At 56.4% G+C, this 23,900-nt stretch carries 23 protein-coding genes; 14 read left to right on the top strand and 9 right to left on the bottom strand.

Going from position 1 to position 23,900, the window contains the following annotated elements; genetic code table 11:
• Nucleotides 1-16 precede the first annotated feature (16 nt).
• Entirely contained in the window at nt 17-829 is an 813-nt protein-coding gene (locus tag E0L35_RS08780) for an ATP-binding cassette domain-containing protein (RefSeq protein ID WP_027959086.1), read from the bottom strand.
• A gap of 327 nt (nt 830-1,156) precedes the next feature.
• On the opposite strand from E0L35_RS08780, the gene E0L35_RS08775 reads away from it, so the two are divergent.
• The 10 genes from E0L35_RS08775 (at nt 1,157) to E0L35_RS08730 (ending at nt 8,357) form a co-directional block, all read left to right on the top strand.
• Nucleotides 1,157-2,143, top strand: a complete 987-nt coding sequence (locus tag E0L35_RS08775) for a KpsF/GutQ family sugar-phosphate isomerase (RefSeq protein WP_022523933.1) — start codon at nt 1,157-1,159, stop codon at nt 2,141-2,143.
• A gap of 52 nt (nt 2,144-2,195) precedes the next feature.
• Nucleotides 2,196-2,738 carry an HAD hydrolase family protein gene (locus E0L35_RS08770; RefSeq protein WP_022523934.1) on the top strand — a complete coding sequence of 181 codons (543 nt, stop codon included), beginning with the start codon at nt 2,196-2,198 and terminating at the stop codon, nt 2,736-2,738.
• Nucleotides 2,739-3,308: an LPS export ABC transporter periplasmic protein LptC gene (lptC, locus tag E0L35_RS08765; protein ID WP_009287775.1), complete on the top strand. Its 570-nt coding sequence runs from the start codon at nt 2,739-2,741 to the stop codon at nt 3,306-3,308.
• Nucleotides 3,309-3,319: 11 nt separating this feature from the next.
• Nucleotides 3,320-3,835 carry a lipopolysaccharide transport periplasmic protein LptA gene (lptA, locus tag E0L35_RS08760; RefSeq protein WP_009287774.1) on the top strand — a complete coding sequence of 172 codons (516 nt, stop codon included), beginning with the start codon at nt 3,320-3,322 and terminating at the stop codon, nt 3,833-3,835.
• A gap of 11 nt (nt 3,836-3,846) precedes the next feature.
• On the top strand, nt 3,847-4,596 hold the full coding sequence (gene lptB, locus E0L35_RS08755) for an LPS export ABC transporter ATP-binding protein (protein WP_022523936.1): 750 nt from the start codon (nt 3,847-3,849) through the stop codon (nt 4,594-4,596).
• A 129-nt stretch (nt 4,597-4,725) separates the two neighbouring features.
• A complete protein-coding gene (locus E0L35_RS08750; protein WP_138800070.1) occupies nt 4,726-6,141 on the top strand; it encodes an RNA polymerase factor sigma-54 in 1,416 nt (471 codons plus the stop codon).
• Between the two features lie 97 nt (nt 6,142-6,238).
• Nucleotides 6,239-6,547 carry a ribosome-associated translation inhibitor RaiA gene (gene raiA / locus E0L35_RS08745; RefSeq protein WP_007114683.1) on the top strand — a complete coding sequence of 103 codons (309 nt, stop codon included), beginning with the start codon at nt 6,239-6,241 and terminating at the stop codon, nt 6,545-6,547.
• 4 nt (nt 6,548-6,551) lie between these two features.
• Complete coding sequence (locus E0L35_RS08740; protein ID WP_039859784.1) at nt 6,552-7,022, top strand: PTS sugar transporter subunit IIA; 471 nt, start codon at nt 6,552-6,554, stop codon at nt 7,020-7,022.
• A gap of 87 nt (nt 7,023-7,109) precedes the next feature.
• The gene (rapZ, locus tag E0L35_RS08735; RefSeq protein ID WP_022523939.1) at nt 7,110-8,042 is read left to right on the top strand and encodes an RNase adapter RapZ; all 933 of its coding nucleotides are present in this window, start codon (nt 7,110-7,112) and stop codon (nt 8,040-8,042) included.
• A 45-nt stretch (nt 8,043-8,087) separates the two neighbouring features.
• Nucleotides 8,088-8,357 (top strand): HPr family phosphocarrier protein, encoded by a 270-nt coding sequence (locus E0L35_RS08730; RefSeq protein WP_022523940.1) that lies wholly within the window; start codon nt 8,088-8,090, stop codon nt 8,355-8,357.
• A 16-nt stretch (nt 8,358-8,373) separates the two neighbouring features.
• On the opposite strand, the gene pmbA is transcribed toward E0L35_RS08730, so the two are convergent.
• Nucleotides 8,374-9,714: a metalloprotease PmbA gene (gene pmbA, locus E0L35_RS08725; RefSeq protein ID WP_027959079.1), complete on the bottom strand. Its 1,341-nt coding sequence runs from the start codon at nt 9,712-9,714 to the stop codon at nt 8,374-8,376.
• Nucleotides 9,715-9,837: 123 nt separating this feature from the next.
• Between pmbA and yjgA the strand changes: the two genes are divergently transcribed.
• A complete protein-coding gene (gene yjgA / locus E0L35_RS08720; protein ID WP_039859781.1) occupies nt 9,838-10,359 on the top strand; it encodes a ribosome biogenesis factor YjgA in 522 nt (173 codons plus the stop codon).
• Nucleotides 10,360-10,410: 51 nt separating this feature from the next.
• On the opposite strand, the gene tldD is transcribed toward yjgA, so the two are convergent.
• From tldD to E0L35_RS08685, 7 genes are all read right to left on the bottom strand, one after another.
• Nucleotides 10,411-11,862 (bottom strand): metalloprotease TldD, encoded by a 1,452-nt coding sequence (gene tldD / locus E0L35_RS08715; protein WP_027959077.1) that lies wholly within the window; start codon nt 11,860-11,862, stop codon nt 10,411-10,413.
• Nucleotides 11,859-15,710 (bottom strand): AsmA-like C-terminal region-containing protein, encoded by a 3,852-nt coding sequence (locus E0L35_RS08710; protein ID WP_138800069.1) that lies wholly within the window; start codon nt 15,708-15,710, stop codon nt 11,859-11,861. Before E0L35_RS08710 ends, tldD begins: the two co-directional genes overlap by 4 nt.
• Before the next feature lie 2 nt (nt 15,711-15,712).
• Nucleotides 15,713-17,176, bottom strand: a complete 1,464-nt coding sequence (gene rng, locus E0L35_RS08705) for a ribonuclease G (RefSeq protein ID WP_041158045.1) — start codon at nt 17,174-17,176, stop codon at nt 15,713-15,715.
• Between the two features lie 71 nt (nt 17,177-17,247).
• Nucleotides 17,248-17,829 (bottom strand): nucleoside triphosphate pyrophosphatase, encoded by a 582-nt coding sequence (locus E0L35_RS08700; protein ID WP_039859775.1) that lies wholly within the window; start codon nt 17,827-17,829, stop codon nt 17,248-17,250.
• Nucleotides 17,826-18,314 (bottom strand): rod shape-determining protein MreD, encoded by a 489-nt coding sequence (gene mreD / locus E0L35_RS08695; RefSeq protein WP_022523947.1) that lies wholly within the window; start codon nt 18,312-18,314, stop codon nt 17,826-17,828. Before mreD ends, E0L35_RS08700 begins: the two co-directional genes overlap by 4 nt.
• Nucleotides 18,314-19,276, bottom strand: a complete 963-nt coding sequence (mreC, locus tag E0L35_RS08690) for a rod shape-determining protein MreC (protein ID WP_009287769.1) — start codon at nt 19,274-19,276, stop codon at nt 18,314-18,316. Before mreC ends, mreD begins: the two co-directional genes overlap by 1 nt.
• Nucleotides 19,277-19,300: 24 nt before the next feature.
• On the bottom strand, nt 19,301-20,338 hold the full coding sequence (locus E0L35_RS08685) for a rod shape-determining protein (protein ID WP_007114671.1): 1,038 nt from the start codon (nt 20,336-20,338) through the stop codon (nt 19,301-19,303).
• Between the two features lie 229 nt (nt 20,339-20,567).
• On the opposite strand from E0L35_RS08685, the gene gatC reads away from it, so the two are divergent.
• From gatC to gatB, 3 genes are all read left to right on the top strand, one after another.
• Nucleotides 20,568-20,855, top strand: coding sequence for an Asp-tRNA(Asn)/Glu-tRNA(Gln) amidotransferase subunit GatC (gatC, locus tag E0L35_RS08680; protein ID WP_022523948.1), 288 nt, complete (start codon nt 20,568-20,570; stop codon nt 20,853-20,855).
• Between the two features lie 84 nt (nt 20,856-20,939).
• Nucleotides 20,940-22,400, top strand: coding sequence for an Asp-tRNA(Asn)/Glu-tRNA(Gln) amidotransferase subunit GatA (gene gatA, locus E0L35_RS08675; protein WP_138800068.1), 1,461 nt, complete (start codon nt 20,940-20,942; stop codon nt 22,398-22,400).
• Nucleotides 22,400-23,854 (top strand): Asp-tRNA(Asn)/Glu-tRNA(Gln) amidotransferase subunit GatB, encoded by a 1,455-nt coding sequence (gene gatB / locus E0L35_RS08670; RefSeq protein ID WP_009287767.1) that lies wholly within the window; start codon nt 22,400-22,402, stop codon nt 23,852-23,854. The genes gatA and gatB overlap by 1 nt, the downstream gene beginning before the upstream one ends.
• The last annotated feature ends 46 nt before the right edge of the window (nt 23,855-23,900 follow it).

The following is a 23,900-nucleotide window of genomic DNA, read 5'->3' as shown; positions in this document are numbered from 1 at the left end:
ACCCACTCTAGCGGTTCTATTTAACCGGAGCCCCGCCCAGAATATCGCGATAAAACGCCTCAGCGGGGTAGTGAAATGGTACCGGCCCATCAGGTTCGCCATGAATAAACTGGCTAACCCGGGGATCTTGATTTGTGTCCAGGGTTTGCGGTGTGCCATGGGCTACCACCTGGCCATCGGCGATCAGATAGAGATAGTCCGCAATGCTCAAGGTCTCCTTGATATCATGGGAGACCACCACCGAGGTTAGCTGCAGCGCTTGATTAAGGCGCTTGATTAGCTGCACCAACACGCCCATAGAGATGGGATCCTGACCAACAAACGGCTCATCATACAAAATCAGTTCTGGATCCAGCGCCACCGCACGAGCCAATGCGACCCGGCGCGCCATCCCTCCGGACAGCTCCGCAGGCGTTAAGTGTCGCGCTCCACGCAGGCCGACCGCCTGTAGCTTGAGCAACACCAGGTCACGCACCATAGTATCGGGTAAATCCGTATGCACCCGCAGCGGAAAGGCAACGTTTTCAAACACATCCAAATCAGAAAACAGCGCACCACTCTGAAACAGCATTCCCATCCGCTTGCGTAGCGTGAATAGCGCCTTCCGGGACAGTTTATGAACATCCTGCCCATCAATGAGTATTCGACCACTCTCCGGGGTTAGCTGGCCGCCGATCAGCTTCAGTAGCGTGGTTTTACCGGTACCACTTGGCCCCATGATCGCGGTTACTTTACCCCGCGGTATGGTCATATTCACACCACGGAAAATTTCGTGATCACCACGCGAAAAGTAAAGCTCTTCAATTTCTATAAAGGGTGCATCTGTCATGGATCAGTTGACTCTTAACGAGGCGCGACTAAAGCTGTATAGCATACCCTACTTGCGGCTATCGCAATTAGAAAACAGCGTTTCTAAAACATTATCGAACATTGTACTATAACGCTACAAGGCATTACTGCACGAATGGGCTTTCCTATTGTTCAGGGTTATCAAAGTTGCAAAGGCTTGCTTACCCTCGCCTAAACCTGCTCTCGGCCCTGGTGATGCGGGTATGCCCCCCCAGGGAGTCGCCTCAATTACTGCCTATTAGAGGTGTCGAGATGTTATTCTTACCGGTTACTACTTTTATATTTTCATTTGTTAAGAGAAAACGCTATGCGCCAGCCTATCGCCCCCTCCAGCCTACTACGTGAAAGCGCACTGCGTACGCTACAAATCGAGCAGGCAGCGATTGGAGGCCTTCAGGCTAAGCTAGACGAAAGCTTTGATCGCGCCTGTGAGCTAATTCTCGCCTGCCAAGGTCGTGTAGTGGTGACCGGTATGGGCAAGTCGGGGCATATTGCTGGCAAGCTAGCGGCGACACTTGCCAGTACCGGCACGCCGGCTTTTTTCGTTCACCCCGGCGAAGCCAGCCATGGCGATCTAGGCATGATTACCCGCGCAGATGTAGTGCTGGCGCTCTCTAACTCGGGCGAAACTGCCGAAGTCACTGCTCTGCTACCACTGCTTAAACGCCTGGGCACACCGCTGGTCAGCATGACGGGGCGGCCCCACTCCACGCTTGCCAAGCACGCTGATGCGCACCTAAACAGTGGCGTCGAGCGTGAGGCTTGCCCGCTCGATCTAGCCCCCACCAGTTCCACCACCGCTGCCCTCGCCCTGGGTGATGCACTAGCGGTTGCGTTACTGGAAGCACGCGGCTTTACCGCTGAAGATTTTGCCCTCTCCCACCCCGGCGGCAGTTTGGGCAAGCGCTTACTGCTACGCGTTAGAGACCTCATGCACGACGGCGCACGCCTGCCCCAAGTCGCATTGGGCAGCCCGCTGCGCGACGCATTACTCGAAATTACCCGGCAAGGGCTTGGCTTTACCTGCGTAGTGGATAGCGAAGGACGATTAGCGGGGGTCTACACCGATGGCGATCTACGCCGCACGCTGGATCAATTCCATAATCTGCGCGACGTGCGCGTTGATGATGTCATGACCCGGCCGGGCAAGCGCATAGGCCCCGATATCCTGGCGGCCGAAGCGGTACGCATCATGGAAGAAAGCCGTATTACCGCGCTAGCGGTGGTTGATGAACAACAGCGCCCAATTGGGGCTCTACATATGCACGACCTGCTCGCCAGCGGCGTTATTTAACCCAGCGGCGCCAACACGACCTGCTTTACGAACTGATTGATATGGAGGTTCTATGACCCTACCTGCCTCGCTACTCGACCAACTCCGCCGTGTACGCCTGCTAGCACTGGATGTTGACGGCGTCCTTACCGATGGGCGCCTCTACTTTCAGGCCGATGGTATCGAAATCAAAGCATTCCACACCCAGGATGGCCACGGGCTAAAGCTTCTCAAACGCGTGGGCGTACATGTCGCGTTGATTACCGGGCGCGACTCCCCCATGGTTAGCCAACGCGCGGCGGCACTCGGCATTGACCATGTTCACCAAGGCTGTGAAGACAAGCTGGCCACACTGCGCGGGCTCTGCCAGCGCCTCGATATTGAACTAGAGCAGGTGGCTTATTGTGGCGACGACCTACCCGACCTAGCGGCTATCAAACGTTGCGGCGTCGGCATTACCGTGCCAAACGCGCCGGACTATATGCATACCCACGCCGACTGGACTACCGAACGCCTGGGTGGCCACGGTGCCGTGCGTGAGATCTGCGATACGCTGCTTGAATCTCAAGGACACTGGGGCGCGGTGCTCGACACCTATCTGCACGGCCGCACGTAAATGTTTAAACGCTTTAAAGTACGCCTCTGGTTAGCCGGGCTAGTCATCGCGCTGGGGATTCTGCTGGTATGGCTTGACCCCCGCGGGCCTCAAGACACCAGCATCGACCCCGAAGCACAGGCTCAGGAACCTGGCCACGTGCTGGAAAATGCCGAGATTACCCTATTCGGGGATAACGGCAGTGTCATGCAGTCGCTAAAAACACCGCGCCTTATCCATACCCCGCAGCGCAGCGAAACCTGGACGGAAGAGCCCGAGGCAGTACTGTATGACAGCGAAAACCGTCAGTGGCTGGCCAGCGCCGCTGTAGGCACGCTCAACACCGCTACCCAAGCCCTGCTGCTGTCAGGTTCGGCTCGACTGTTTGCACCAGATGAAGGCTGGCAGCTAGATACCGAGCTACTGCACTATGATGGCCTCGAGCAGCATGCCTGGAGTGACACACCGGTATTGATGCAGCAACCGCCGCAGCAAATGAGCGCTTCACGTATGGACGTTTGGCTTAACACCAGCCAGGTTCGCTTAACGGATAATGTGCGCGGCACGCACCCCCCGGCCACACAACGCTAATAGGAACCGCCATGAAAGCCATGATTTCCCCAGCCCTGCTCTACACTGCACTGTTCGGTTTAGCGATACCTTTATCAGTGTTAGCCCAAACCAACTCATCTTCCCAGGCCCCAGTGGAAGTGGAAGCCGACCGTTTAGATCTTGATCAGCGGGCAGGCACAGCTGTTTATACTGGGGATGTGGACATTCGCCAAGGCGAAATGCAACTGCGCGGCGAGCGGGTAGAGATCGAACGCAACGACGCGGGCGAACTCTCGACAGCCACCGCTACCGGTGAGCGCGCCTACTTGCGCCATCAAGGCGAAGGGCAAGAAGGCCCCACGGAAGGCTGGGCGCGGCGGATTATTTATCACGTCGCCGAGCGTCGCGTAGAGCTGATCGACCAAGCCGAACTGACCCAGCAAGAGGACACCTTTAGTGGCGGTCGCCTTGAGTATTTTATTGACCGAGAAGTGATTCAAGCGCGCTCTGACGTTGATGGCAGCGAGCCCCAGCGCATACGCATGACCCTTCAGCCTGAACAATAGGGAGCCTAGCTGTGGCCACTGCTGACACTGCGCCGATCAAAACCCTTTATGCCCACCACCTGGCTAAAAGCTACAAACGCCGCCGAGTGGTCAAAGACATCAATCTGGAGATATCCCAAGGCAGTGTCGTTGGCCTTTTGGGCCCCAACGGCGCGGGCAAAACCACCTCATTTTATATGATTGTTGGGCTGGTCAAATCCGACGCTGGCAAGGTGGGTATCGACGATGTGGATTTAACGCGCGCCCCCATGCACGAGCGCGCAGCCGCGGGGATTGGCTATCTACCTCAAGAGGCGTCTATTTTCCGCAAACTCTCGGTTGCCGAGAATATTATGGCGATACTCGAGACCCGCAAAGAGCTTAACCGCAGCGACCGCGAACAGCGCCTGGAAGCGCTACTCGAAGACTTCCATATCACCCATATTCGCGACAACCTGGGCATGAGCCTTTCGGGCGGCGAGCGCAGGCGTGTAGAAATAGCCCGCTCGCTAGCCACAGAGCCCGCTTTTATTCTGCTCGATGAGCCTTTTGCGGGCGTTGACCCCATCTCGGTAGGTGAGATTAAAACCATCATTCGTGCACTGAAACAGCGCCATATCGGCGTGCTGATCACCGATCACAACGTGCGTGAAACACTAGACATTTGCGATATCGCCTATATCGTCGGCGATGGGCAAATCATCGCCAGTGGCTCGCCCGCCTCGATTCTCACCAACCAAAAAGTAAGGGATGTGTATTTGGGCGCCGATTTTCGCCTGTAATGTTTTTGCCTTAATTGCCCCTAAATAGCGCTTTAAAACAACTTTACGACCAATGGCATGCTTATTGCACTTGCGCCAAGCACTCACTCGCACTAGGGTGGAGCATTCTGATTAACGAGTGGTTCTCAGATGGTCATGAAAGCTTCTCTCCAACTGCGTATCGGCACACAGCTGACCATGACGCCCCAGTTGCAGCAGGCCATTGCGCTGCTGCAACTCTCTACGCTGGATCTTCGTCAAGAAATTCAGCAGGCCCTCGATGCCAATCTCATGCTGGAGCAGGAAGATGAATTTAGTGAACAGGCTGTCAGCGAGCCTAAGGAAGAAGAGTGGTCAGAGAGCATCCCTACTGAGCTCTCGGTAGATAGCGACTGGTCAGATACCTATCAAGATATGGGAAGCCAGGGGGGCAGCAGCAGCGAAGGCCCCGACTTTGAGCGCCAGGCAGCCGGGCAGAGCCTTCATGGCCACCTGCTGTGGCAACTCGCCATGACCGATTTTAGCGCTCGCGAGCAGCTTGTCGCGGAAAGTTTAATCGACGCGCTAGACGCCAACGGCTACCTGACCCAGCCGCTCAACGACATCCGTGAAGGGCTTCGTGCCCAGGGCATTGACGGGCTAAGCCAGCGCGAAGTGGAAACCATTCTACTCAAGCTCCAGCAGTTTGAGCCGACCGGCATATTTGCCCGTGACTTGCGTGAATGCTTGATGCTGCAGCTCGCCGCTCTCCCCGATGATACGCCACTGCTGGTTCCCGCCCGCCGCTTGGTGCGGCAGTTTCTCGAAGCGCTTGGCAAAGACGATATGCGTCTGCTGAAACGCCGTCTAGGGCTCGACGACGAACAGCTGGCCGATGTCATCCTGCTTATTCGCAGCCTAGACCCACGCCCAGGCAGCGCCTACGGCGACACCGATGACAGCTATGTCACCCCCGATCTAGTCGTCCGCCACGATAATGAAGGCTGGCATTTAGAGCTCAACCCCGAGGCCCTGCCACGGCTGCGCATTCAGCCCGACTACGCCAGCTTGATTAAGCGTGCGGATAAAAGCGATGACAACCAGTTTCTCAAAGAGCACTTGCAGGAAGCGCGCTGGTTGATCAAGAGCCTCTCTAGCCGAAACGATACGCTGCTGCGTGTTGGTCGCGAGATCATTACCCGCCAGATTGGCTTTTTAGAGCACGGCGAAGAAGCCATGAAACCACTGATACTGGCCGACATTGCCGAAGCCGTGGAGATGCACGAGTCGACTATTTCACGGGTAACGACGCAAAAATATATCCATACACCCCGTGGTGTGTTTGAACTCAAATACTTTTTCTCAAGCCAGGTGAGCGGTCAAGATGGCGACAGCCACTCCAGCACCGCCATCCGTGCACGACTCAAGAAACTGATTCAAGAGGAGCCGCCCGGCAAGCCGCTTTCAGACAGCCGCTTAGTGACGCTATTAGGCGAAGGAGGGATTCAAGTGGCGCGTCGTACGGTGGCGAAATACCGTGAAGCCATGGGCATTCCCTCTTCCAGTGAACGGCGTCGTTTGCGCTAACTTCGTTAACGTTTCAGGGAAACTCTCGACAAGGGCTTTGCAACGCGGCAAAAAGGGTTACAATCGAAGTACAGTCCGATGGATAAGGAGCACGTCAATGCAAGTAAATATCACTGGTCATCACGTAGAACTGACTGACGCCTTGCGTGACTATGTCAACGAGAAGCTTGAGCGTGTAGAGCGCCATTACGACAATATAACTACGGTGCAAGTCACCTTATCAGTGGAGAAAGAGCGCCAGCAGGCCGCCTGTACGCTGCACGCCGCAGGTGCTGACTTACATGCGGAAGCCCTAGACAGTGATATGTACGCCGCTATCGACGCACTAGCGGACAAAATCGACCGTCAACTCGTTAAACACAAGGAAAAAGCACAAGCTCGCGCCCAAGGCGCCGGTGTGCGTTAATTCAATGACGTTGGAAACCATACTCCCCCCGGAACGCGTTCTGTTCGACGTCCCCGGGGGCAGCAAAAAAAGGGTGCTGGAGTTTTACAGCACCTTTATCGCCCAAAATATCCCCAGCCTGGACAGCCAAGAAGTGTTTAGCCGTTTAATCGGCCGCGAGCGCTTAGGTAGTACGGGTATTGGTAACGGCGTGGCTATTCCTCATGCGCGTAGCCCCCACTGCAACGCCCCTATCGCTGGATTTTTGAAACTGGCTGAAGCGATCGATTTTGACGCTATCGACGGCGACCCGGTAGATCTGGTGTTTGTCCTGTTGGTACCCGAAGAGGCAGATGACACGCATCTCTCACTACTGGGTCAGGTAGCGACCATCATGAATGATGCGGACACGCGCCAGCAACTGCGTAAAGCAGCCAGCCAGCGCGAACTGCTTGAGCTGATTACCGCCAAAATTCGCGAGCAATCAGCGGCCTAAGGGTCTGAAACCCTGTTCAGGGCAGATCACAGCAGGTTATCCGCTCACCACCCTCAACGCAGCTTGATCAAAGCAAAGAGAGACTCTATGCAACTGGTGATCATTAGCGGCCGCTCCGGGTCAGGTAAATCTATCGCCTTGCAAGCGCTGGAAGATCTTGGCTACTACGCGATTGATAACCTCCCAGCTATGTTGCTGGGGTCGTTGGTGGATGAACTGCGTGACCAGGGCGACCGAGCACATTTAGCGGTGAGTATTGATGCCCGCAATTTGCCGGGAGCTCTGGAGCGCCTGCCCTCTTTATTAGACGAGTTGCGCCAGCGTAAAATCGACTTTCAAGTTATTTACCTGACCACCGATGCGCGCATACTGCTTGAGCGTTACTCAGCAACGCGTCGCCGTCATCCGCTGACCCGCGATAGCGAAATGACGCTGGAAGAGGCGATCAATAAAGAAGAGACGACGCTAGAGGATATTCGCGATCTGGCCGATCTATTGATCGATACATCACGATTATCGGTGCACGATTTACGCCGTCGCATTACCGACCAAGTAGCCCATCAGCGGCGCGACAAGCTGACGCTAACGCTGGAATCGTTTGGGTATAAACGCGGCGTACCGTTAGACGCCGACCTGGTCTTCGATGTGCGCTGCCTGCCAAATCCGTACTGGGATCCAACGCTGCGCCAGTTCACTGGCCGCGACGCGGAAATCGTGGCTTTTTTGAACAGCTATCCGATTGTTGATGCCATGAGCGACGACATCTTGGCCTGGCTAGAGCGTTGGCTACCCGCTTACCAGAATAGCCAACGTAGCTACATGACTATCGCGATTGGCTGTACTGGTGGCCAGCACCGCTCGGTCTATATGGCCGAGAAGTTAGCGGAAAAATTGACTCCTAGCATGGGCGAAGTTCAACTTCGCCACCGCGAACTGGGTCTGCACTACACCATAAGCGAACAGTTGGCCGCTCCCCTCGTCAGCGCTTCCACACCTAACGAGCGGCCAGAGACCTCTTAAGCGCGTCTATCCATTAATGACACCACTCGGCGAAAAGGAACCAGGGTGCCAGAACGCATACTTACACTTACCAATCAACGCGGGCTACACGCTCGCGCGGCGACAAAACTGGTCAAATGCGGCCAACAGTTCACGGCAAACATACGCGTTTACAAACAGCAACAGGCCGCCGACGCCGCCAATATCATGTCACTGCTGATGCTTGCCGCACCTTGTGGCACCGAGCTTAGAATCACCGCCGAAGGCGATGACGCCGAACAGGCGCTTGAAGCGATTCAAGCGCTGTTCGACGCCCGCTTTGAGGAGGATCAGTAAGCCGCCGCTTGGCTTGTTAGTCCCCCGCCACGGTCATGGCATCAATCAACCAGCTACCCGTGTGAACACTGCCACGGGTATCAGTGTCATCGCCAATACCTACTAAGCCAGCAAACATCCGCTCCAGGTTTCCAGCAATGGTGAACTCTTCGACCGGGTACTGCACCTTTCCATTTTCGACCCAAAAACCTGCTGCACCGCGGGAATAGTCACCGGTCACACCGTTGACACCTTGGCCCATCAACTCAGTCACCCAAATACCCCGCCCCATCTCTTGCAACAAGCTTTCGCGTGATTGCAGTGGCGTTGCTAAACGCACGTTACGTGCCCCACCGGCATTGCCCGTGGTTTGCATATCGAGACGACGAGCGCTGTAAGAAGAGAGCATATAGCTGGCAATGCGTCCCTGATCGATAAAGCGATTATTGCGCGTTTGCACGCCCTCGCCATCAAACGGTGAGCTTGCCGTGGCGCCAATCTCCATTGGCCGCTCTTCGAGACTAAACCAGTCGGGAAACAATGGTGTACCGAGCCGGTCGCACAAAAACGAGGCCTGCCGGTAAAGCGCACCACCGGCTAACCCACCGAGCAGGTGGCCAATCAAGCCACTGGCCAACGATGGGTCAAACAGCACCGGAAAGGTGCCCGTTGGCGGCCGTTTAGCACCTAGCCTGCGCAGCGTACGCATCGCGGCTTCGCGCCCCACCTCAGCGGGGTCACGTAGCGCCTTGGGGTCACGGGCAGAGGTGTAGTCATAATCACGCTGCATACCGCTCGCGTCTTGGGCAATCAGCATGCAAGAAAGAGAGTGACTACTGCCCTTTTGGGTACCTAAAAAGCCGTGGCTATTGGCGTAAACGCGCACCCCTTCGCCACTGGAGAGAGACGCGCCATCTGACTGTGAGATGCCGTCAACGTCTCGCCCCGCCTGCTCGCAGGCAAGCGCTAACTCAATCGCCTCATCCGTTGTGAGCGCCCAGGGGTAGTGCACTTTTAGATCGGGCAACTCAGTAGCCATAAGGGAGGCATCGGCCAGCCCTGCGGCCGGGTCTTCGCCGGTATAGCGGGCAATCGCCAGCGCTTTCTCTACGGCTGCCTGGATCGAGGCACTGCTGGCATCAGTGGATGAAGCGCTGCCTTTACGTTGACCCACGTATAGCGTGACGGCAATGCCTTGGTCACGGGATAACTCAACCGTTTCAACTTCGCCCAGGCGTACGCTAACGCCTATACCCTGATCGACGCTTGCGCCTACTTCGGCAGCATCCGCGCCCAAGCGCTTCGCCAGCGCTAACGCCTCTTCGGCGCGCGCGGTCAATAGCGACTGCTGCGCGGATGCATCAAATGCCTGTGCCATATGGCCTCCTATTTCAACCGAATGCCTCTCAACAAAAGTCTTGCAAGAGAGTGTCATCGGCGAATCAATGTTGTACTCGCAGCTGGTATAATGCCGCCACGAATCTTGTCTGTGAGTCACACTATGCGTAAGCAACGTCCCGATCCCGTTGAAGTAGAAGAACAGGAAGAACGCCCTAGCAAGTCGCAACTCAAACGCGAAATGCATGCCTTACAGGCACTTGGGGAAACCTTAATCGCCATGCGACCGGCGGAACGCGCCCGTTTCCCCCTCTCTGACGATATGCTACGCGCTATCGAGGAAACCTCGCGTATTCGCTCCCATGAAGGTCGCCGCCGCCATATGCAGTATGTCGGTAAGCTGATCCGTAAAGAGGATCTTACCGCCATTCAAGCCGTGTTCGACTCCATCGATCAGGAGCAAGAGCAGCGCGACCACGCGTTCCACCGACTGGAAAAATGGCGGGAACGCTTAATTGACGAGGGCGATGCGGCAGTTGACCTGTTTATGGCGGAGCACCCCGACGCCGATCGCCAGACACTGCGTCAATTGATTCGCAACGCCCAGCGGGAACGCGAACAGGGCAAACCGCCGACCAGCTCGCGCAAGCTCTTCAAACACCTGCGCGAAACCTTAGCGCTTTAAAAACCGCACTTTAAAAGCAGCCTCTTTAAGACGGCTTTTCAAGACCGCCTATCAAGACTGCGTGCCGCCGACGGTCAGCTCATCCAATTTCAGGGTGGGCTGGCCCACACCCACCGGCACGCCCTGCCCTTCTTTACCACACACGCCAATACCGGTATCCAGCGCCATATCATGGCCAATCATGGAAACACGCTGCATCGCTTCCGGCCCGTTACCAATCAAGGTGGCGCCTTTCACCGGCGCCGTCACCTTACCGTCTTCAATCAAGTAGGCTTCGCTGGCAGAGAACACAAATTTGCCAGAGGTGATATCCACCTGCCCGCCCCCAAAGCTCACCGCGTAAATACCGCGCTTAACGCTTTTGATAATATCGCTGGGCTCATCTTGGCCCGCAAGCATGACCGTATTCGTCATGCGCGGCATCGGCAGGTGGGCAAAGGATTCGCGTCGCGCATTGCCTGTGGGAGCCATACCCATTAAGCGGGCATTGAGTTTGTCCTGCATATAGCCGGTCAAAATGCCGTCTTCGATAAGCGGCGTGTATTGGCCCGGCGTGCCCTCGTCATCCACGCTCATTGAGCCACGGCAATCCGATAGTGTCGCATCATCGACAATCGTCACGCCTTTTGCGGCCACGCGCTCGCCCATTTTGCCAGCAAAAGCGGAACTGCCCTTACGGTTGAAATCCCCTTCCAAACCATGGCCGACGGCTTCATGAAGCAAAATTCCCGGCCACCCCGACGCCAGCACCACAGGCATTTGCCCCGCGGGCGCATCGACGGCTTCCAGGTTGACCAGTGCCTGACGCACCGCCTCTTTGGCGTACTGCTCGGCAACTTGGTCATCGCGCAGCTTGGCCATGGAGTAACGGCCACCGCCGCCCGCACTGCCACGCTCACGACGACCATTTTTAACCGCGATAACGCTGACATTAAAGCGCACCAGCGGGCGAATATCCGCCGCCAAGGTGCCATCGCTTGCCCTCACCAGCACTACTTCGTAGGTACCTGAAAGAGAAGCACTCACTTGACTGATGCTCGGGTCTGCAGCACGCGCGATTTTGTCAGCCTGTTTTAGCATGGCGACTTTGTCTTCCGCGCTTAGCCCGGCCAGGGGGTCGATTCCCGCATAGCGCGACATGGCGGATACCGGGCGCACCAACTGTCCAGGCAGACGTTGACCGCTGCGGACGATGCCTGCCGCCGTGCGGCCGGTGTCCATTAGCGCATCGGCCGTTATTTGGTTGGAGTAGGCAAAGCCAGTCTTTTCACCTGCCAGTGAGCGTACGCCGACGCCACCGTCAATATTGTAGCTGGCCTCTTTTACCTCTCCATCCTCCAGTACCCAGCCCTCTTGCCAGGTACGCTGGAAATAGAGATCGGCATAGTCAATGCCCGCGCCCATGGCGTAGCCCAACCCCGTTTCCAGAGCCTCTAAATCGAGTCCTCCGGGGGTCAACAGAATGGCGGCGGCCGTATCTACATCACTTTTATATGCGGTCATTGGGGGCCTTCTAAAGTAACCTGCGGCGAAGTCCAAGGGCCTCGCACGCGATAATGGAGTGTCGTGGCGCGATCTAAGGCGTCGCCAAACAGCTGGTCAGCAAGGAACAGCGCGCCACCCACGATGGGTGCGCCAACGGCAATCGCCGCGATCGGTAAACTTTGCGTCACTGGTAGTGTGACGCCAAGCCGCTGGTCAAGTTCACGCGTCACCAGGTTGACACTGCCGGTAAGCGTTAGGGTGGTGGCCGGAGTATCAATTTGCAATGGCCCGCGCAGCGTCAGCAACTCACCAGTAACATCAGCCGTCCCCTTAACACGGTCAAATGCCGTGCCGCGGCCGGTAACGTCGGAAAAATCCAAGCGTAGACGACGTAAAATATTATCGAAATTGAGCAAGCCAATTAAGCGCGCAGGTGCCGATTCCAGAGTGACAAAGCGGCCATCACGAATGTCGGTACTGATATAGCCATCTGAGCGGCTTAACTCCAACTGCCAGGGCGCCCCCGGCCAATCAAGCGAAGCAGCCACATCGGTACTTCGGCTACGCATGGCCACCGGTTGGTCAAGACGCTCAAGGGCGGTGCCGATGTCGCCACCCTGAATCGTAATGTCCGCACGGGTATGACTGGAAACAGCGTCCCCCTCCCAGTAAAGCTCACCTCGCGCAGAGAGCTGACCCAGGGTTAAGCCAACGGGGGTAAGCGAAAAACGCTCGCCGTCAGTTTTCCAGTAAGCAGTCAAAGGGCCGAAGCGGCGCGGCCCCATAGCAATTTCGGCTAAGCGTAATCGTCCATTGGGCACATCGGCTAGCCAATCAGGAATGGCCACAGGCACCTTGCGCTGGGTGTCGACCGTTTCCATCCAGGAGTCTGGCATCGGAGCATCGCTGTCGTGTTCAACATTGGCTAACGCCAGCAAGCGATCAAGCGCCAGCGCTTCAATGGCCACATCTAACGGTTGCGGTGATTGAGCATCGTACAGTAAATGCCCAGTGACCAGATTACCGCTTAGCCCCAAATCGATCCGGCCATCGTTCACGCCTCCCGACGCGTTAAGGCTGCCTAAACACTCCCTTTGGTAAACCACACAGGGTGTGGCTAACGAGACCGCCAACGGTATTTGAGTACCTCCACCCGACGCACTGAGCAACCCGCTGGGCATTAGCGGTGAAATCGCCTGCTGCCACGCTAGCGGGTCAATGCGAGGTAGGGCAGCATCGATACTAACCCCTGGCTGGGAGGGCCAGTCGGGCAAGCGCACCGCCTGGCTGCCTAAATTTAGCGTCCCGGCAAGCGAGCCATTAAGCTGTTGCAGTCGTGCAGAAGCGATATCGGCTAGGCGGCTTTCGATACGTTTTGTGTCCATATCGGCGGTTAATGTCCAGGGCCAGGCCTGCTGTGGCGATTTTGCAAAGGGCTCGGGAAGATGACTGGTGACGCCGACTAAACGACTCTCCAAGCGCAGGATGGGCGTTGGCGTTAGGGCGACACTGCCCTGCCACTCTAGCGGTCCTTCTAGCGGCATACGCCCTTGACTATCCAACCCTGCAAGCCCAAAAAGCGCCCCAGTGGCGACACTCCCCTGCAGCTGTATGTCGTTGCGTTGAGTATCAATATCAGCGTTGATAGGGCCTCCCAGCAACTGCCCACTAACCTCACCGACGAGACCTGAACTCTTCCCGTTTTGAAGCCAGGCGAGATCCCCCTCAACCGATTGAAGACGTAGATCGAGCGGTTTATACACCACTTCCGGAAAGCGTGGCCGAGCATTGATTTCCAGTTGCAGCGCTTCAGGGTTTGCCAACGGCAACGACAACGCAATATCGCCGTTAACGCCACCCGTTACGCGCAAATCACTTAGTGGGGAAAGATCAATCTCGGGCATTGCCTGTAAAAATGATATCAGCGCTGGCCCATCCGATGTTAACTGCCCCGAAAGGTTGAGCGTCTCATCCTCCATCACCACCTCACCCTCTGAAGCAGTGATGCCATGGCTCAGAGCGTTATCAATTTCAGCTTCTAACACTCTGTTTTGCCACTTTAAGCGCCCCTCGACGTCGTCAAGACGTGGCCAGCCTGGCGCAATCGGCAAATGTCCTTGGGTCACCGCCAGAGCGAGCGTTGCAGTAAAGTCGTTGGCGGTCGCCCCTTCGCCTAATGGTTGGCTAAGCTGTAGGGAGCCCTCGCTCACGTAGCCACCAATATCATTAAGCAGCCATTCGCGAAGCTCGTCATCCATGACGCTGAGCGGCAACCACTGGGCCAGCGGACGCTCAACAGCATCCACGTCACTGAAATTGAGGTCTAAACCAAAATGCCCGCGCTGATTACCCGTCACCAAACCAAAGCCGCCCGCTATCTGGGCGCCGTCCCAGTCGACGCTTAGGCGCTTGCCACTCACCATGGTATTGGGGCCGTCGTATACCCACTCCACTTCCCCTTCAGCACGTCGCAGTTGCATGGGAGCGGCAAAAAACTCAGGAAAGTAGAGAGTGCTTTCACCGTTGCTGCTAAACAGCACGCGGCCGCGTAAATCCCGCGCCTGTACCCAGGCATCCAGCGGGCCTCCGCCCGGTGCCTGCTGCCACGGTGAGACCTCCACGCCGGTTAACGCCGCATCCACTCCCCAGTGACCATCCTGCTGCCCCACGTGCAACCCCTCGACTTGCCCACGGGGAGCAAGGGTTTGCAATACCCGGGTGACGGATTCAGGGAGCAATACGTAGTCACGCCAAGCGGTCAGCGAGGCAAGCTCAAAGGCGCTGGTGCGCACTTCCCACTGTCCTGGTTGGTGGGTGGCATGCCAGTGGCGTGGCAACGCTGGCCCAACGTTACCTCCAGGGGGCTGGGCCCACTCAACGCTCTCCGCGTCGCCGCTTAGCCACGCCTCACCACCTTCGCCGTCGCGCTGCCACAGGCCATTAGCCTTAATATCTCTTAACACCGCGTACTGAACCTGGTGGCGAAGCGTCAACTGTGGAACGTCGACGGCAACACGAGCTTCCTCAAGGCGTCCAGCGCTCCAACGCCCCCATAGCCGCGCACTGCCACCGGCTTGCTCTAAATAGGCGGCATGATCAGGTCGAAACATATCCGCCAGAACCACTAACTGATCAAGCTGAATATCCAACTGCAGTGCTGCCGAAAAATCGCTAAAACCTCGTCGGCCGGGCTGCATTTCGACCTTCATTTCCGCCGCAGGAAGGTCTATATCGCGAGCCTGCTCTAACGATGGGGCAATATTGATGGCGCCCTCTAACCTTGTGCGCCGCTCATCACCGGTCAGCAGCAGTGTCTGAGCATGCAGCATCACGGTGTCGTCTTTGCCGTGCAGTACAACCCGCGTGTCATCCACCCACAGGCGTTGGCGTAGAATCAAGCCCGCCCAGCTATCAATTGTGGCCAGATCCACATCGGGTTCTGCTGCCATCAATAGCGGTAACTCCGCAGGCTCAGGCCACTGTAAAGACCTCCCCGAACCTTGATAGAGGTGAAACTGTGTACCACTGATACGCGCATCACTAAAAATCGGTGCCAGATTGGCAAACGACGCCCAGGTATCTAAGCGCAGCCCCGCATGCTCAAGGGAAAAGAGTGCTTGGCCATCGGGGGTTTCCGCGTTCACCCCGTCAAGCCGTAGCAGTAGATCGCTACGCGCTAGCGATAGCGATAAGCGCTCGATGGTCACCGGCACGCCAATGCGCGCCTCAAGTAACGCTTCAATGTGGGGGGTAAGGGCATCGGATTGGCTGATCGCTAGACGCAGCAGCAACAGCAGCACAGCCGCGCTGCCCAAAAGCCAGGCCGCTATCAGCAAACTCCAACGCACCAGCGAACGAGTCAGCATGGTTACATCAGCACAATATCGTACTGCTCTTGGGAGTAGTGTTGCTCAACCTGAAAACGGATCGTTTTATTGATAAACGTCTCCAGGTCAGCCACTGCCGCTGACTCTTCATCTAGTAAGCGGTCAACAACGGGCTGCGATGCAAGCACCATATAAGTTTCAGCACTGTAGGCACGCTCTTCGCGCAGAATCTCACGGAAAATTTCGTAGCAGACAGTCTCAGGCGTTTTAAGTGTGCCGCGCCCACTGCAGGTTGGGCACGCTTCACACATCGTTTGCTCTAGGCTCTCCCGGGTGCGCTTGCGGGTAAGCTGAACCAAGCCAAGCTCGGTAACACCGGTACACTTGGTTTTAGCGTGGTCGCGCTCTAAGGCTTTTTCCAATACTCGCAACACTTGCCGCTGATGCTCAACATCGTTCATATCGATAAAGTCGATAATGATGATACCGCCCAGGTTGCGCAACCGAAGTTGGCGGGCAATCGCCGTGGCCGCCTCAAGGTTGGTTTTGAAAATGGTCTCTTCAAGGTTGCGGTGACCCACATAGCCGCCGGTATTAACATCAATGGTGGTCATTGCCTCGGTGGGGTCAATCACCAGATAGCCACCGGATTTCAGCTGCACCTTGCGACCCAAGGCTTTCTGGATCTCATCCTCGACACTGTAGAGATCAAAGATGGGGCGCTCACCTGGGTAGTACTCAATCCGCTCAACGGCATCGGGCATAAACTCTTCGGCAAACTCGACCAGTTTGACGAAGTTTTCCCGCGAGTCGATACGCACTTTTTCAATATCGTCGCGCATTACGTCGCGCAGAGTGCGCATAAAGAGCGGCAAATCATCATAAATGACGCTTTGTGGCGTCGCGGTGACTTTACGCTCACTCACCTTACGCCACAGCCGCAACAGAAAGTGCATATCGCCTTTTAGCTCTTCGTCACCTACGCCTTCCGCGGCAGTTCGGACAATAAAGCCACCCGTCACTTCCAGCGTCTGCTCCGCCACGCTGTTATCCAGCAGGGCTTTTAAACGCTCGCGTTCACGCTCATCCTCGATGCGTTGCGAAACGCCGTGATGCGGCGAGTCAGGCATATACACCAAATAGCGGGAAGGGATCGAGAGGTGCGTGGTTAAGCGCGCACCTTTACTTCCAATAGGGTCTTTGGTCGCCTGCACCACCAACGCCTGGCCTTCATGAAGCAACTGGCCGATGGTCTGCTGCTCATCGAGCGGCGTGCCGGGTGGCATCACTTCGTGGGCATGAATAAATGCCGCCCGCTCTAAGCCAATATCAACAAAGGCAGCCTGCATACCAGGCAACACACGCACTACTTTGCCTTTGTAGATATTGCCCACGATGCCACGCCGACGGGAACGCTCGATCAGTGCCTCTTGCAAAACGCCATTTTCAACCAGCGCGACGCGGGTTTCCATTGGCGTTAAATTGATGAGAACTTCACCGCTCATGCAAAATTCCTTGTTGGTTGACGTATTCCTTGCCAGCGATACAGGCGGCGTTGCCCTCTATATCTAGAGAATTAAACACGCTGCCAGATAGGAACTCCCTGTCGGCATAGCAAGTGCGTCGTCTCATACAGCGGTAGCCCTACCACTGCTGAGTGACTGCCTTGAATCTGTTTTACAAATATGGCGGCTAACCCCTGTATTGCGTAGCCACCAGCCTTATCAGCAGGTTCACCCGTGCGCCAATAGGCAACGATTTCATCAGCGCTTATCTCACGCATTGTCACCTGAGTAGTCACGCAGGAGGAGAGCATACCTTCTGGCCCACTTATCGCCACAGCGGTAAGCACCTCGTGGCACCGCCCCGAAAGCAGCCGCAGCATCTCGGCGCCCTCCTCAGCATTCGCTGGTTTACCTAGGATACGCCCATCGACCACCACAGCGGTATCTGAACCTAGGATAGGCAAGTGGGTAAAAGGGGCTGCTGCCTCGGCTTTGGCAACTGCTAAGCGCTGCACATACGCTTGAGCCGACTCACCCACCTGCAGTGTCTCATCAATATCACAAGGGTGAACCGTGACCGGAACACCAATGGATGCCAGCAAAGCTCGACGGCGTGGAGAGGCAGACGCTAAACACAAAACAGGCGCAGTCATGAAGCAGCCAACCGACGCTCTAATGCCTGGAACATCGTCGCTAGCCATGGCCATAGCAACGCACTGATCAGCGCGGGAATCAAAAAGGCTAAATGAATCGAAAAATCACCCACGATAGTGCGTAGCCATTGAGCAACTAATTGCATCAAGCCCAACAGCACCAACACCAGCGCTGACTGCTGTACCAGTGAATAAGCACGGAAGCGGGGATAGACCAGCGCACACAGGAAGGCCAGCAATGCATAAATAAGCGCATGCTGGCCCAGCACGGTGCCTTCAATTAAATCCATCAAAATCCCCAGCACAAAGCCATGAAAAACGCCGACTCTGTCGGGTGTGCGCATACACCAGTAGATCAGCATCAGCCCTAACCACTCGGGGCGATATACCTGCCAGCCATCGGCCAGCGGCATCACCTGCAAGCAAAGAGCCAAGACCAAACTAAACCAAATAATCACTAGCGGAACAATCGGTGCTCGTGGCATCAGGGCACCTCTTGAGATGATGCATTTGAGTCGCGCAACGCATTGTTGGGGCTTGTTGAAAGCTGGAGTGAAGAGCGCAAGGCCTCTGCGGAGATATCCAGCGTCTCATCCCAGGCATGTTCTTCTACCTCCTCTCGCGGGGGCGGAAAAAGTAGCAAGAAATGACGCGAGCGCTGCAGTTGAGCCATCGGTTCGGCCGTCACGCGAGCAAAAGGCTGCCCCGGATCGTGAAACACCTCGGTGACTCGCGCCACGGGGTAACCCGGAGGAAAGCGTCCAGCCAAGCCCGATGTGGTCAGTAAATCACCTTCACGGATATCAGCCGTATCAGGTACGTGCATCACATTAACGCTGCTGTAACGCCCCGCCCCTTGGACGATAAAACGTAAGCCATTGCGGTTTAACTGAACCGGCAACGCATGACTGGCATCAGCTAACAGCAGTACCCGACTTGAGTAGGCAGAGACCGCGGTAATTTGCCCCACCAAGCCCGAGGCATCAATCACCGGCTGCCCCACGTAGGTGCCATTGCGATGGCCGCGATTAATCACCATCTGATGACTAAAGGGGTCGTTATCAAGCGACAACAGTTCGGCGGTGATATAAGGAATATCACGCCGCTTCGCGGCTTTTAGCAATTCGCGCAGCTCGCTGTTTTCCGCGGTCAAATTCGCCATTCGCTGACCACGATGGGAAAGGGTGAGAATCTGCTCACGCAGGCGACGGTTTTCATCCACCAACGCCTGCTGATCGGAGAGCGCAAGCGACCCCCAATTCAACAGGTCGCTAGGCACACTGACGACCCATTGAATAGGAGCAACGACCATCGACATTTGCGCGCGCACTTTCTCCATACGCGTGAAATGCTGGTCGACAAACATCAATGCACTGGCGGCCAAGACGCAAAAAAACAGCCGGTAGCCCGGCAGTGGCCCGTGCGAAAACAGCGGTTTAATAGGCAATCCCCCCGCAATTAACCGCTGCGATTAGTCGCTCGACAGCAACTCAAAGGTGTGCTGATCAATCATCTCCAGCGCCTTACCACCGCCGCGAGCAACGCAGGTCAACGGGTCTTCGGCAACAATTACCGGCAACCCTGTCTCTTCAGCGATCAGCTTGTCCAGGTCTCGCAACAGCGCCCCACCGCCCGTTAGCACCAAGCCTCGCTCAGCGATGTCGGATGCCAACTCAGGCGGTGACTGCTCAAGGGCGCTCTTAATTGCGGCCACGATAGAACCCAGGGTTTCTTGCAATGCTTCCAGGGTTTCGTGGGAATTGAGCGTGAAGCTGCGTGGAATGCCTTCGGCCAGATTACGACCGCGCACGTCAATTTCGCGCAGTTCGCCACCGGGGTAGGCGCAACCAATCTCTTCCTTGATGCGCTCGGCTGTCGCTTCGCCTATCAGGCTGCCGTAGTGACGACGTACATAGGCAGTAATGGCCTCATCAAAGCGGTCGCCGCCCACCCGAATCGATTCGGAGTAGACCACGCCGTTGAGTGAAATAATCGCGATTTCAGTGGTACCACCACCGATATCCACCACCATCGACCCCTGCGCTTCATCAACCGGAAGGCCAGCGCCAATTGCCGCCGCCATGGGTTCTTCGATCAAGAACACCTCGCGGGCACCTGCCCCTTCGGCAGACTCACGAATCGCCCGACGTTCTACTTGTGTTGACATGCAAGGAACGCATACCAGAACGCGTGGACTGGGGGTTAAGAAGGTGCTTTGGTGAACTTTACGGATAAAGTGCTGAAGCATCTGCTCGGTGACGGTGAAGTCGGCAATAACGCCATCTTTCATCGGCCGAATCGCGGTAATATTGCCGGGCGTACGCCCCAGCATTCGCTTGGCATCAGTACCAACTGCCGCGACGCTGCGCATATTGCCAGACTGGCGGATAGCAACCACGGACGGCTCATCGAGCACGATACCGCGACCGCGAACATAAATCAGTGTGTTGGCCGTACCCAAGTCGATCGATAGATCGCTGGAAAACAGCCCCCTCAAACGTTTAAACATGGATGTTGTTACCTAGTGCAGACCGGGAACCCTGTGCGGATGCAAACGGTATCACCGCAACCCCCTGGCAGCAAGCACGAGTCGCGCCTAACACTGCCCGTTAAGGCCAAGATGTGGTACCTTTTGCGGCTATTTTCCACGTCTGCAACACAAGACGTTTTTTTGATATCGGTATGTATACCGCTTAAAGCCGATTATGTTCCATCACGTTTATGAGGAAATATCGATCATGGCGCTTGAAGAATCTCATGTGCGCCGGGCCGCTCACTTGGCCCGACTCGCTGTCAGCGATGACCAAGCCAGCGGCTTTGTAGACGACCTAAGCCGGATTCTGGACATGGTCGACCAGCTACAAAGCCTCGATACTGAAGGCGTTACGCCGCTCGCCCATCCGCTAGATGCGACCCAGCGACTGCGCGCCGATGAAGTGACGGAAACCAACCAGCGCGACACGTTTCAGCGCTGTGCTCCGGCAGTGGAAAATGGCCTGTATCTCGTGCCCCGCGTCGTTGAATAAGTACGCTGAGTAACAACGCACGAATATTTAATCAAGCCACCACTATTGCCTCTTTTTTTCTCCCCTGAACGGAGCTTCTGGGTCATGTACGAGAAAACCTTAACGCAACTCGCCGCCGCGCTAAAAAGCGGTGAGTTCTCAAGCCGCGAGCTGACCGCTCACTATTTGCAGCGTATCGAACAGGCTGACGGCAAGCTGAATAGTTTTATCAGCGTGACCGCCGAGCAAGCGCTGAAACAGGCTGAAGTAGCCGACCACGCCCGAGCGGCGGGCAAGGCTGGGCCGCTGGCGGGCATCCCCCTGGCGTTGAAAGATATTTTTTGTACCCAGGGCGTAAAAACCAGCTGCGGCTCAAAAATGCTGGATAACTTTATCGCTCCCTATAACGCCACCGTGGTTGAAAAGCTCAACGCGGCGGGCACGATCAGCCTGGGCAAAACCAATATGGACGAGTTCGCCATGGGCTCCTCCAACGAAAACAGCTACTACGGCCCGGTCAAAAATCCCTGGGATCTGACAGCGGTGCCCGGCGGCAGCTCCGGCGGCAGCGCAGCAGCAGTCGCAGCTGGTTTGGTGCCCGCCGCCATGGGTACCGACACCGGCGGCTCGATTCGCCAGCCCGCGGCATTTTGTGGCATCACCGGTTTAAAGCCCACCTATGGTCGTGTGTCGCGCTTCGGCATTATTGCCTACGCCTCAAGCCTTGATCAGGCTGGCCCCATGGCGCGCAGCGCCGAAGATTGCGCCCACCTACTGGGTGTTATTGCGGGCCATGACGGCCGCGATTCCACCAGCGTTGCCCGCGGCGTACCCGACTATGTGGAAGGCCTTAATGCCCCCCTCTCGGGCCTCAAGATCGGGCTTCCCAAAGAGTATTTCGGCGATGGTTTAGACCCTGATGTCGAAAAAGCCGTCCGTGAGGCGGTAAAAGTTTACGAATCCCTAGGCGCGACGGTTCGTGAGGTCAGCCTACCGCATACCCACTATGCGATTCCGGCCTACTACGTGATCGCCCCCGCGGAAGCCTCTTCCAACCTGTCCCGCTACGACGGTGTGCGTTTTGGTCACCGCTGCGACAATCCCAGCGATTTGATTGACCTCTACACACGTTCGCGGGCTGAAGGCTTCGGCGAAGAAGTTAAACGACGCATCCTGATCGGCACTCACACGCTCTCTGAAGGCTTCTTTGACGCTTACTACACCAAAGCCCAGCAGGTGCGCCGTTTGATCCGTCAGGACTTCCTGGACGCCTTTGAAGACGTCGACGTGCTGATGGGCCCCGCCTCGCCTACCCCCGCGTTTGACCTGGGTGCCAAAAAAGATCCGGTGTCGATGTACCTGCAGGATATCTACACTATCGCGGTGAACCTAGCGGGCATTCCCGGCATCAGCGTGCCGGCGGGTTTGGCCGGTGGCCGCCCCGTTGGTCTCCAGATTCTGGGCACCCACTTTGCCGAAGCGCAGCTGCTTAACGTCGCTCACCAGTTTCAGCAAGCGACCGACTGGCACTTACAACGTCCTGCCTTTGCCGAGGAGTACGCCTAATGCAATGGGAAACCGTGATTGGGCTTGAAGTCCACGTTCAGCTCGCAACGCGTTCAAAAATCTTTTCCGGTGCCTCAACGGCGTTTGGCGCCGAGCCAAACACCCAGGCCTGCGCGGTGGATTTAGGCCTACCTGGCGTGCTGCCAGTGCTCAATGAGCAGGCCGTGGCCATGGCCGTGCAGTTTGGCCTGGCGGTGCATGCGGATATCGCCGAAGTCTCGGTGTTTGACCGTAAAAATTACTTCTACCCCGACCTGCCCAAGGGTTATCAAACCAGCCAGATGTACCATCCCATCGTCGGCCCTGGCGATGTTGAGATTACGCTGGAAGATGGCAGCACCAAGCGTATCCGCATTCACCATGCCCACCTTGAGGAAGATGCCGGTAAATCGCTGCATGAAGATTTTCACGGCATGACCGGTATCGACTTGAACCGTGCTGGCACGCCGCTACTGGAGATCGTCTCCGAGCCGGATATGCGTAGCGCCAAAGAGGCCGCGGCGTATCTCAAAGCGATTCACTCGATCGTTACTTACCTGGGCATTTCCGACGGCAATATGGCGGAAGGCTCCATGCGTTGCGACGTTAACGTCTCGGTACGCCCCAAAGGTCAGGAAGCCTTTGGCACCCGCGCTGAGATTAAAAACGTTAACTCTTTCCGTTTTGTCGAGCGCGCCATTGCCTTTGAGGTTGAGCGACAAATTGAGCTGATCGAAGATGGCGGCAGCGTGGTTCAAGAAACCCGCTTGTTTGACCCAGACCGTGATGAAACCCGCAGCATGCGTACCAAGGAGGAGGCCAACGACTACCGTTACTTCCCCTGCCCTGACCTGCTGCCGGTGGTGCTTGACCAAGCTTATCTTGACCACCTGCGTGGCCAGTTGCCCGAGCTGCCAGCAGATAAGCGTGAGCGCTTCCAGAACGAGCTGGGTCTGTCTGCTTATGACGCCAATGTCATCTCCGCCAGTCGCGATATGGCCGAATTCTTTGAAGCGGTGCATAGTGAGTGCGGCGATGCCAAGCAGGCAGCTAACTGGGTACAGGGTGAACTTTCCGGGGCACTTAACCGCGAAAACCTGAGCATTGCCAATAGCCCGATCTCAGCGCGCCAGCTAGGCGAGCTGATCAGCCGCGTACTGGATGACACCATTAACGGCAAAGCCGCTAAAGAGGTTTTTCAGGCGCTGTGGAACGGTCAGGGTGAGTCCGCCGATGAGGTGATTGACGCAAAAGGCCTCAAGCAGGTGACCGACACCGGCGCCATTGAAGCAATGATCGACCAAGTGATTGCCGACAGCCCCGCTCAGGTCGCCCAGTACTGCGACTCGGAGCCGGAAAAACGCGGCAAAATGATCGGCTACTTTGTTGGTCAGGTGATGAAGGCGTCACGCGGCACCGCCAACCCACAGCAGGTGAACGGCTTGCTAAAAGAGAAGCTCGACGCGCTGCTGTAACAGCAGTTTTGGACGATCCGAACAACTCTTGGCGGGGGCGCTGTAA

It is taken from the genome of Halomonas sp. ATBC28 (assembly GCF_005937175.1).
GTDB lineage: Bacteria > Pseudomonadota > Gammaproteobacteria > Pseudomonadales > Halomonadaceae > Vreelandella > Vreelandella titanicae.
This window is presented reverse-complemented; position numbering and strand designations above follow the sequence as displayed.

Bases quoted from the DNA above. Each gene is read 5' to 3' on its own strand.
- E0L35_RS08710 (WP_138800069.1), bottom strand. From the start codon at position 15,710: ATGCTGACTCGTTCGCTGGTGCGTTGGAGTTTGCTGATAGCGGCCTGG.
- yjgA (WP_039859781.1), top strand. From the start codon at position 9,838: ATGCGTAAGCAACGTCCCGATCCCGTTGAAGTAGAAGAACAGGAAGAA.
- lptC (WP_009287775.1), top strand. From the start codon at position 2,739: ATGTTTAAACGCTTTAAAGTACGCCTCTGGTTAGCCGGGCTAGTCATC.
- E0L35_RS08685 (WP_007114671.1), bottom strand. From the start codon at position 20,338: ATGTTTAAACGTTTGAGGGGGCTGTTTTCCAGCGATCTATCGATCGAC.
- E0L35_RS08750 (WP_138800070.1), top strand. From the start codon at position 4,726: ATGGTCATGAAAGCTTCTCTCCAACTGCGTATCGGCACACAGCTGACC.
- gatC (WP_022523948.1), top strand. From the start codon at position 20,568: ATGGCGCTTGAAGAATCTCATGTGCGCCGGGCCGCTCACTTGGCCCGA.
- gatA (WP_138800068.1), top strand. From the start codon at position 20,940: ATGTACGAGAAAACCTTAACGCAACTCGCCGCCGCGCTAAAAAGCGGT.
- E0L35_RS08740 (WP_039859784.1), top strand. From the start codon at position 6,552: ATGACGTTGGAAACCATACTCCCCCCGGAACGCGTTCTGTTCGACGTC.
- E0L35_RS08780 (WP_027959086.1), bottom strand. From the start codon at position 829: ATGACAGATGCACCCTTTATAGAAATTGAAGAGCTTTACTTTTCGCGT.
- gatB (WP_009287767.1), top strand. From the start codon at position 22,400: ATGCAATGGGAAACCGTGATTGGGCTTGAAGTCCACGTTCAGCTCGCA.
- raiA (WP_007114683.1), top strand. From the start codon at position 6,239: ATGCAAGTAAATATCACTGGTCATCACGTAGAACTGACTGACGCCTTG.
- pmbA (WP_027959079.1), bottom strand. From the start codon at position 9,714: ATGGCACAGGCATTTGATGCATCCGCGCAGCAGTCGCTATTGACCGCG.
- mreD (WP_022523947.1), bottom strand. From the start codon at position 18,314: ATGCCACGAGCACCGATTGTTCCGCTAGTGATTATTTGGTTTAGTTTG.
- lptA (WP_009287774.1), top strand. From the start codon at position 3,320: ATGAAAGCCATGATTTCCCCAGCCCTGCTCTACACTGCACTGTTCGGT.
- E0L35_RS08770 (WP_022523934.1), top strand. From the start codon at position 2,196: ATGACCCTACCTGCCTCGCTACTCGACCAACTCCGCCGTGTACGCCTG.
- rng (WP_041158045.1), bottom strand. From the start codon at position 17,176: ATGAGCGGTGAAGTTCTCATCAATTTAACGCCAATGGAAACCCGCGTC.
- E0L35_RS08775 (WP_022523933.1), top strand. From the start codon at position 1,157: ATGCGCCAGCCTATCGCCCCCTCCAGCCTACTACGTGAAAGCGCACTG.
- tldD (WP_027959077.1), bottom strand. From the start codon at position 11,862: ATGACCGCATATAAAAGTGATGTAGATACGGCCGCCGCCATTCTGTTG.
- E0L35_RS08700 (WP_039859775.1), bottom strand. From the start codon at position 17,829: ATGACTGCGCCTGTTTTGTGTTTAGCGTCTGCCTCTCCACGCCGTCGA.
- rapZ (WP_022523939.1), top strand. From the start codon at position 7,110: ATGCAACTGGTGATCATTAGCGGCCGCTCCGGGTCAGGTAAATCTATC.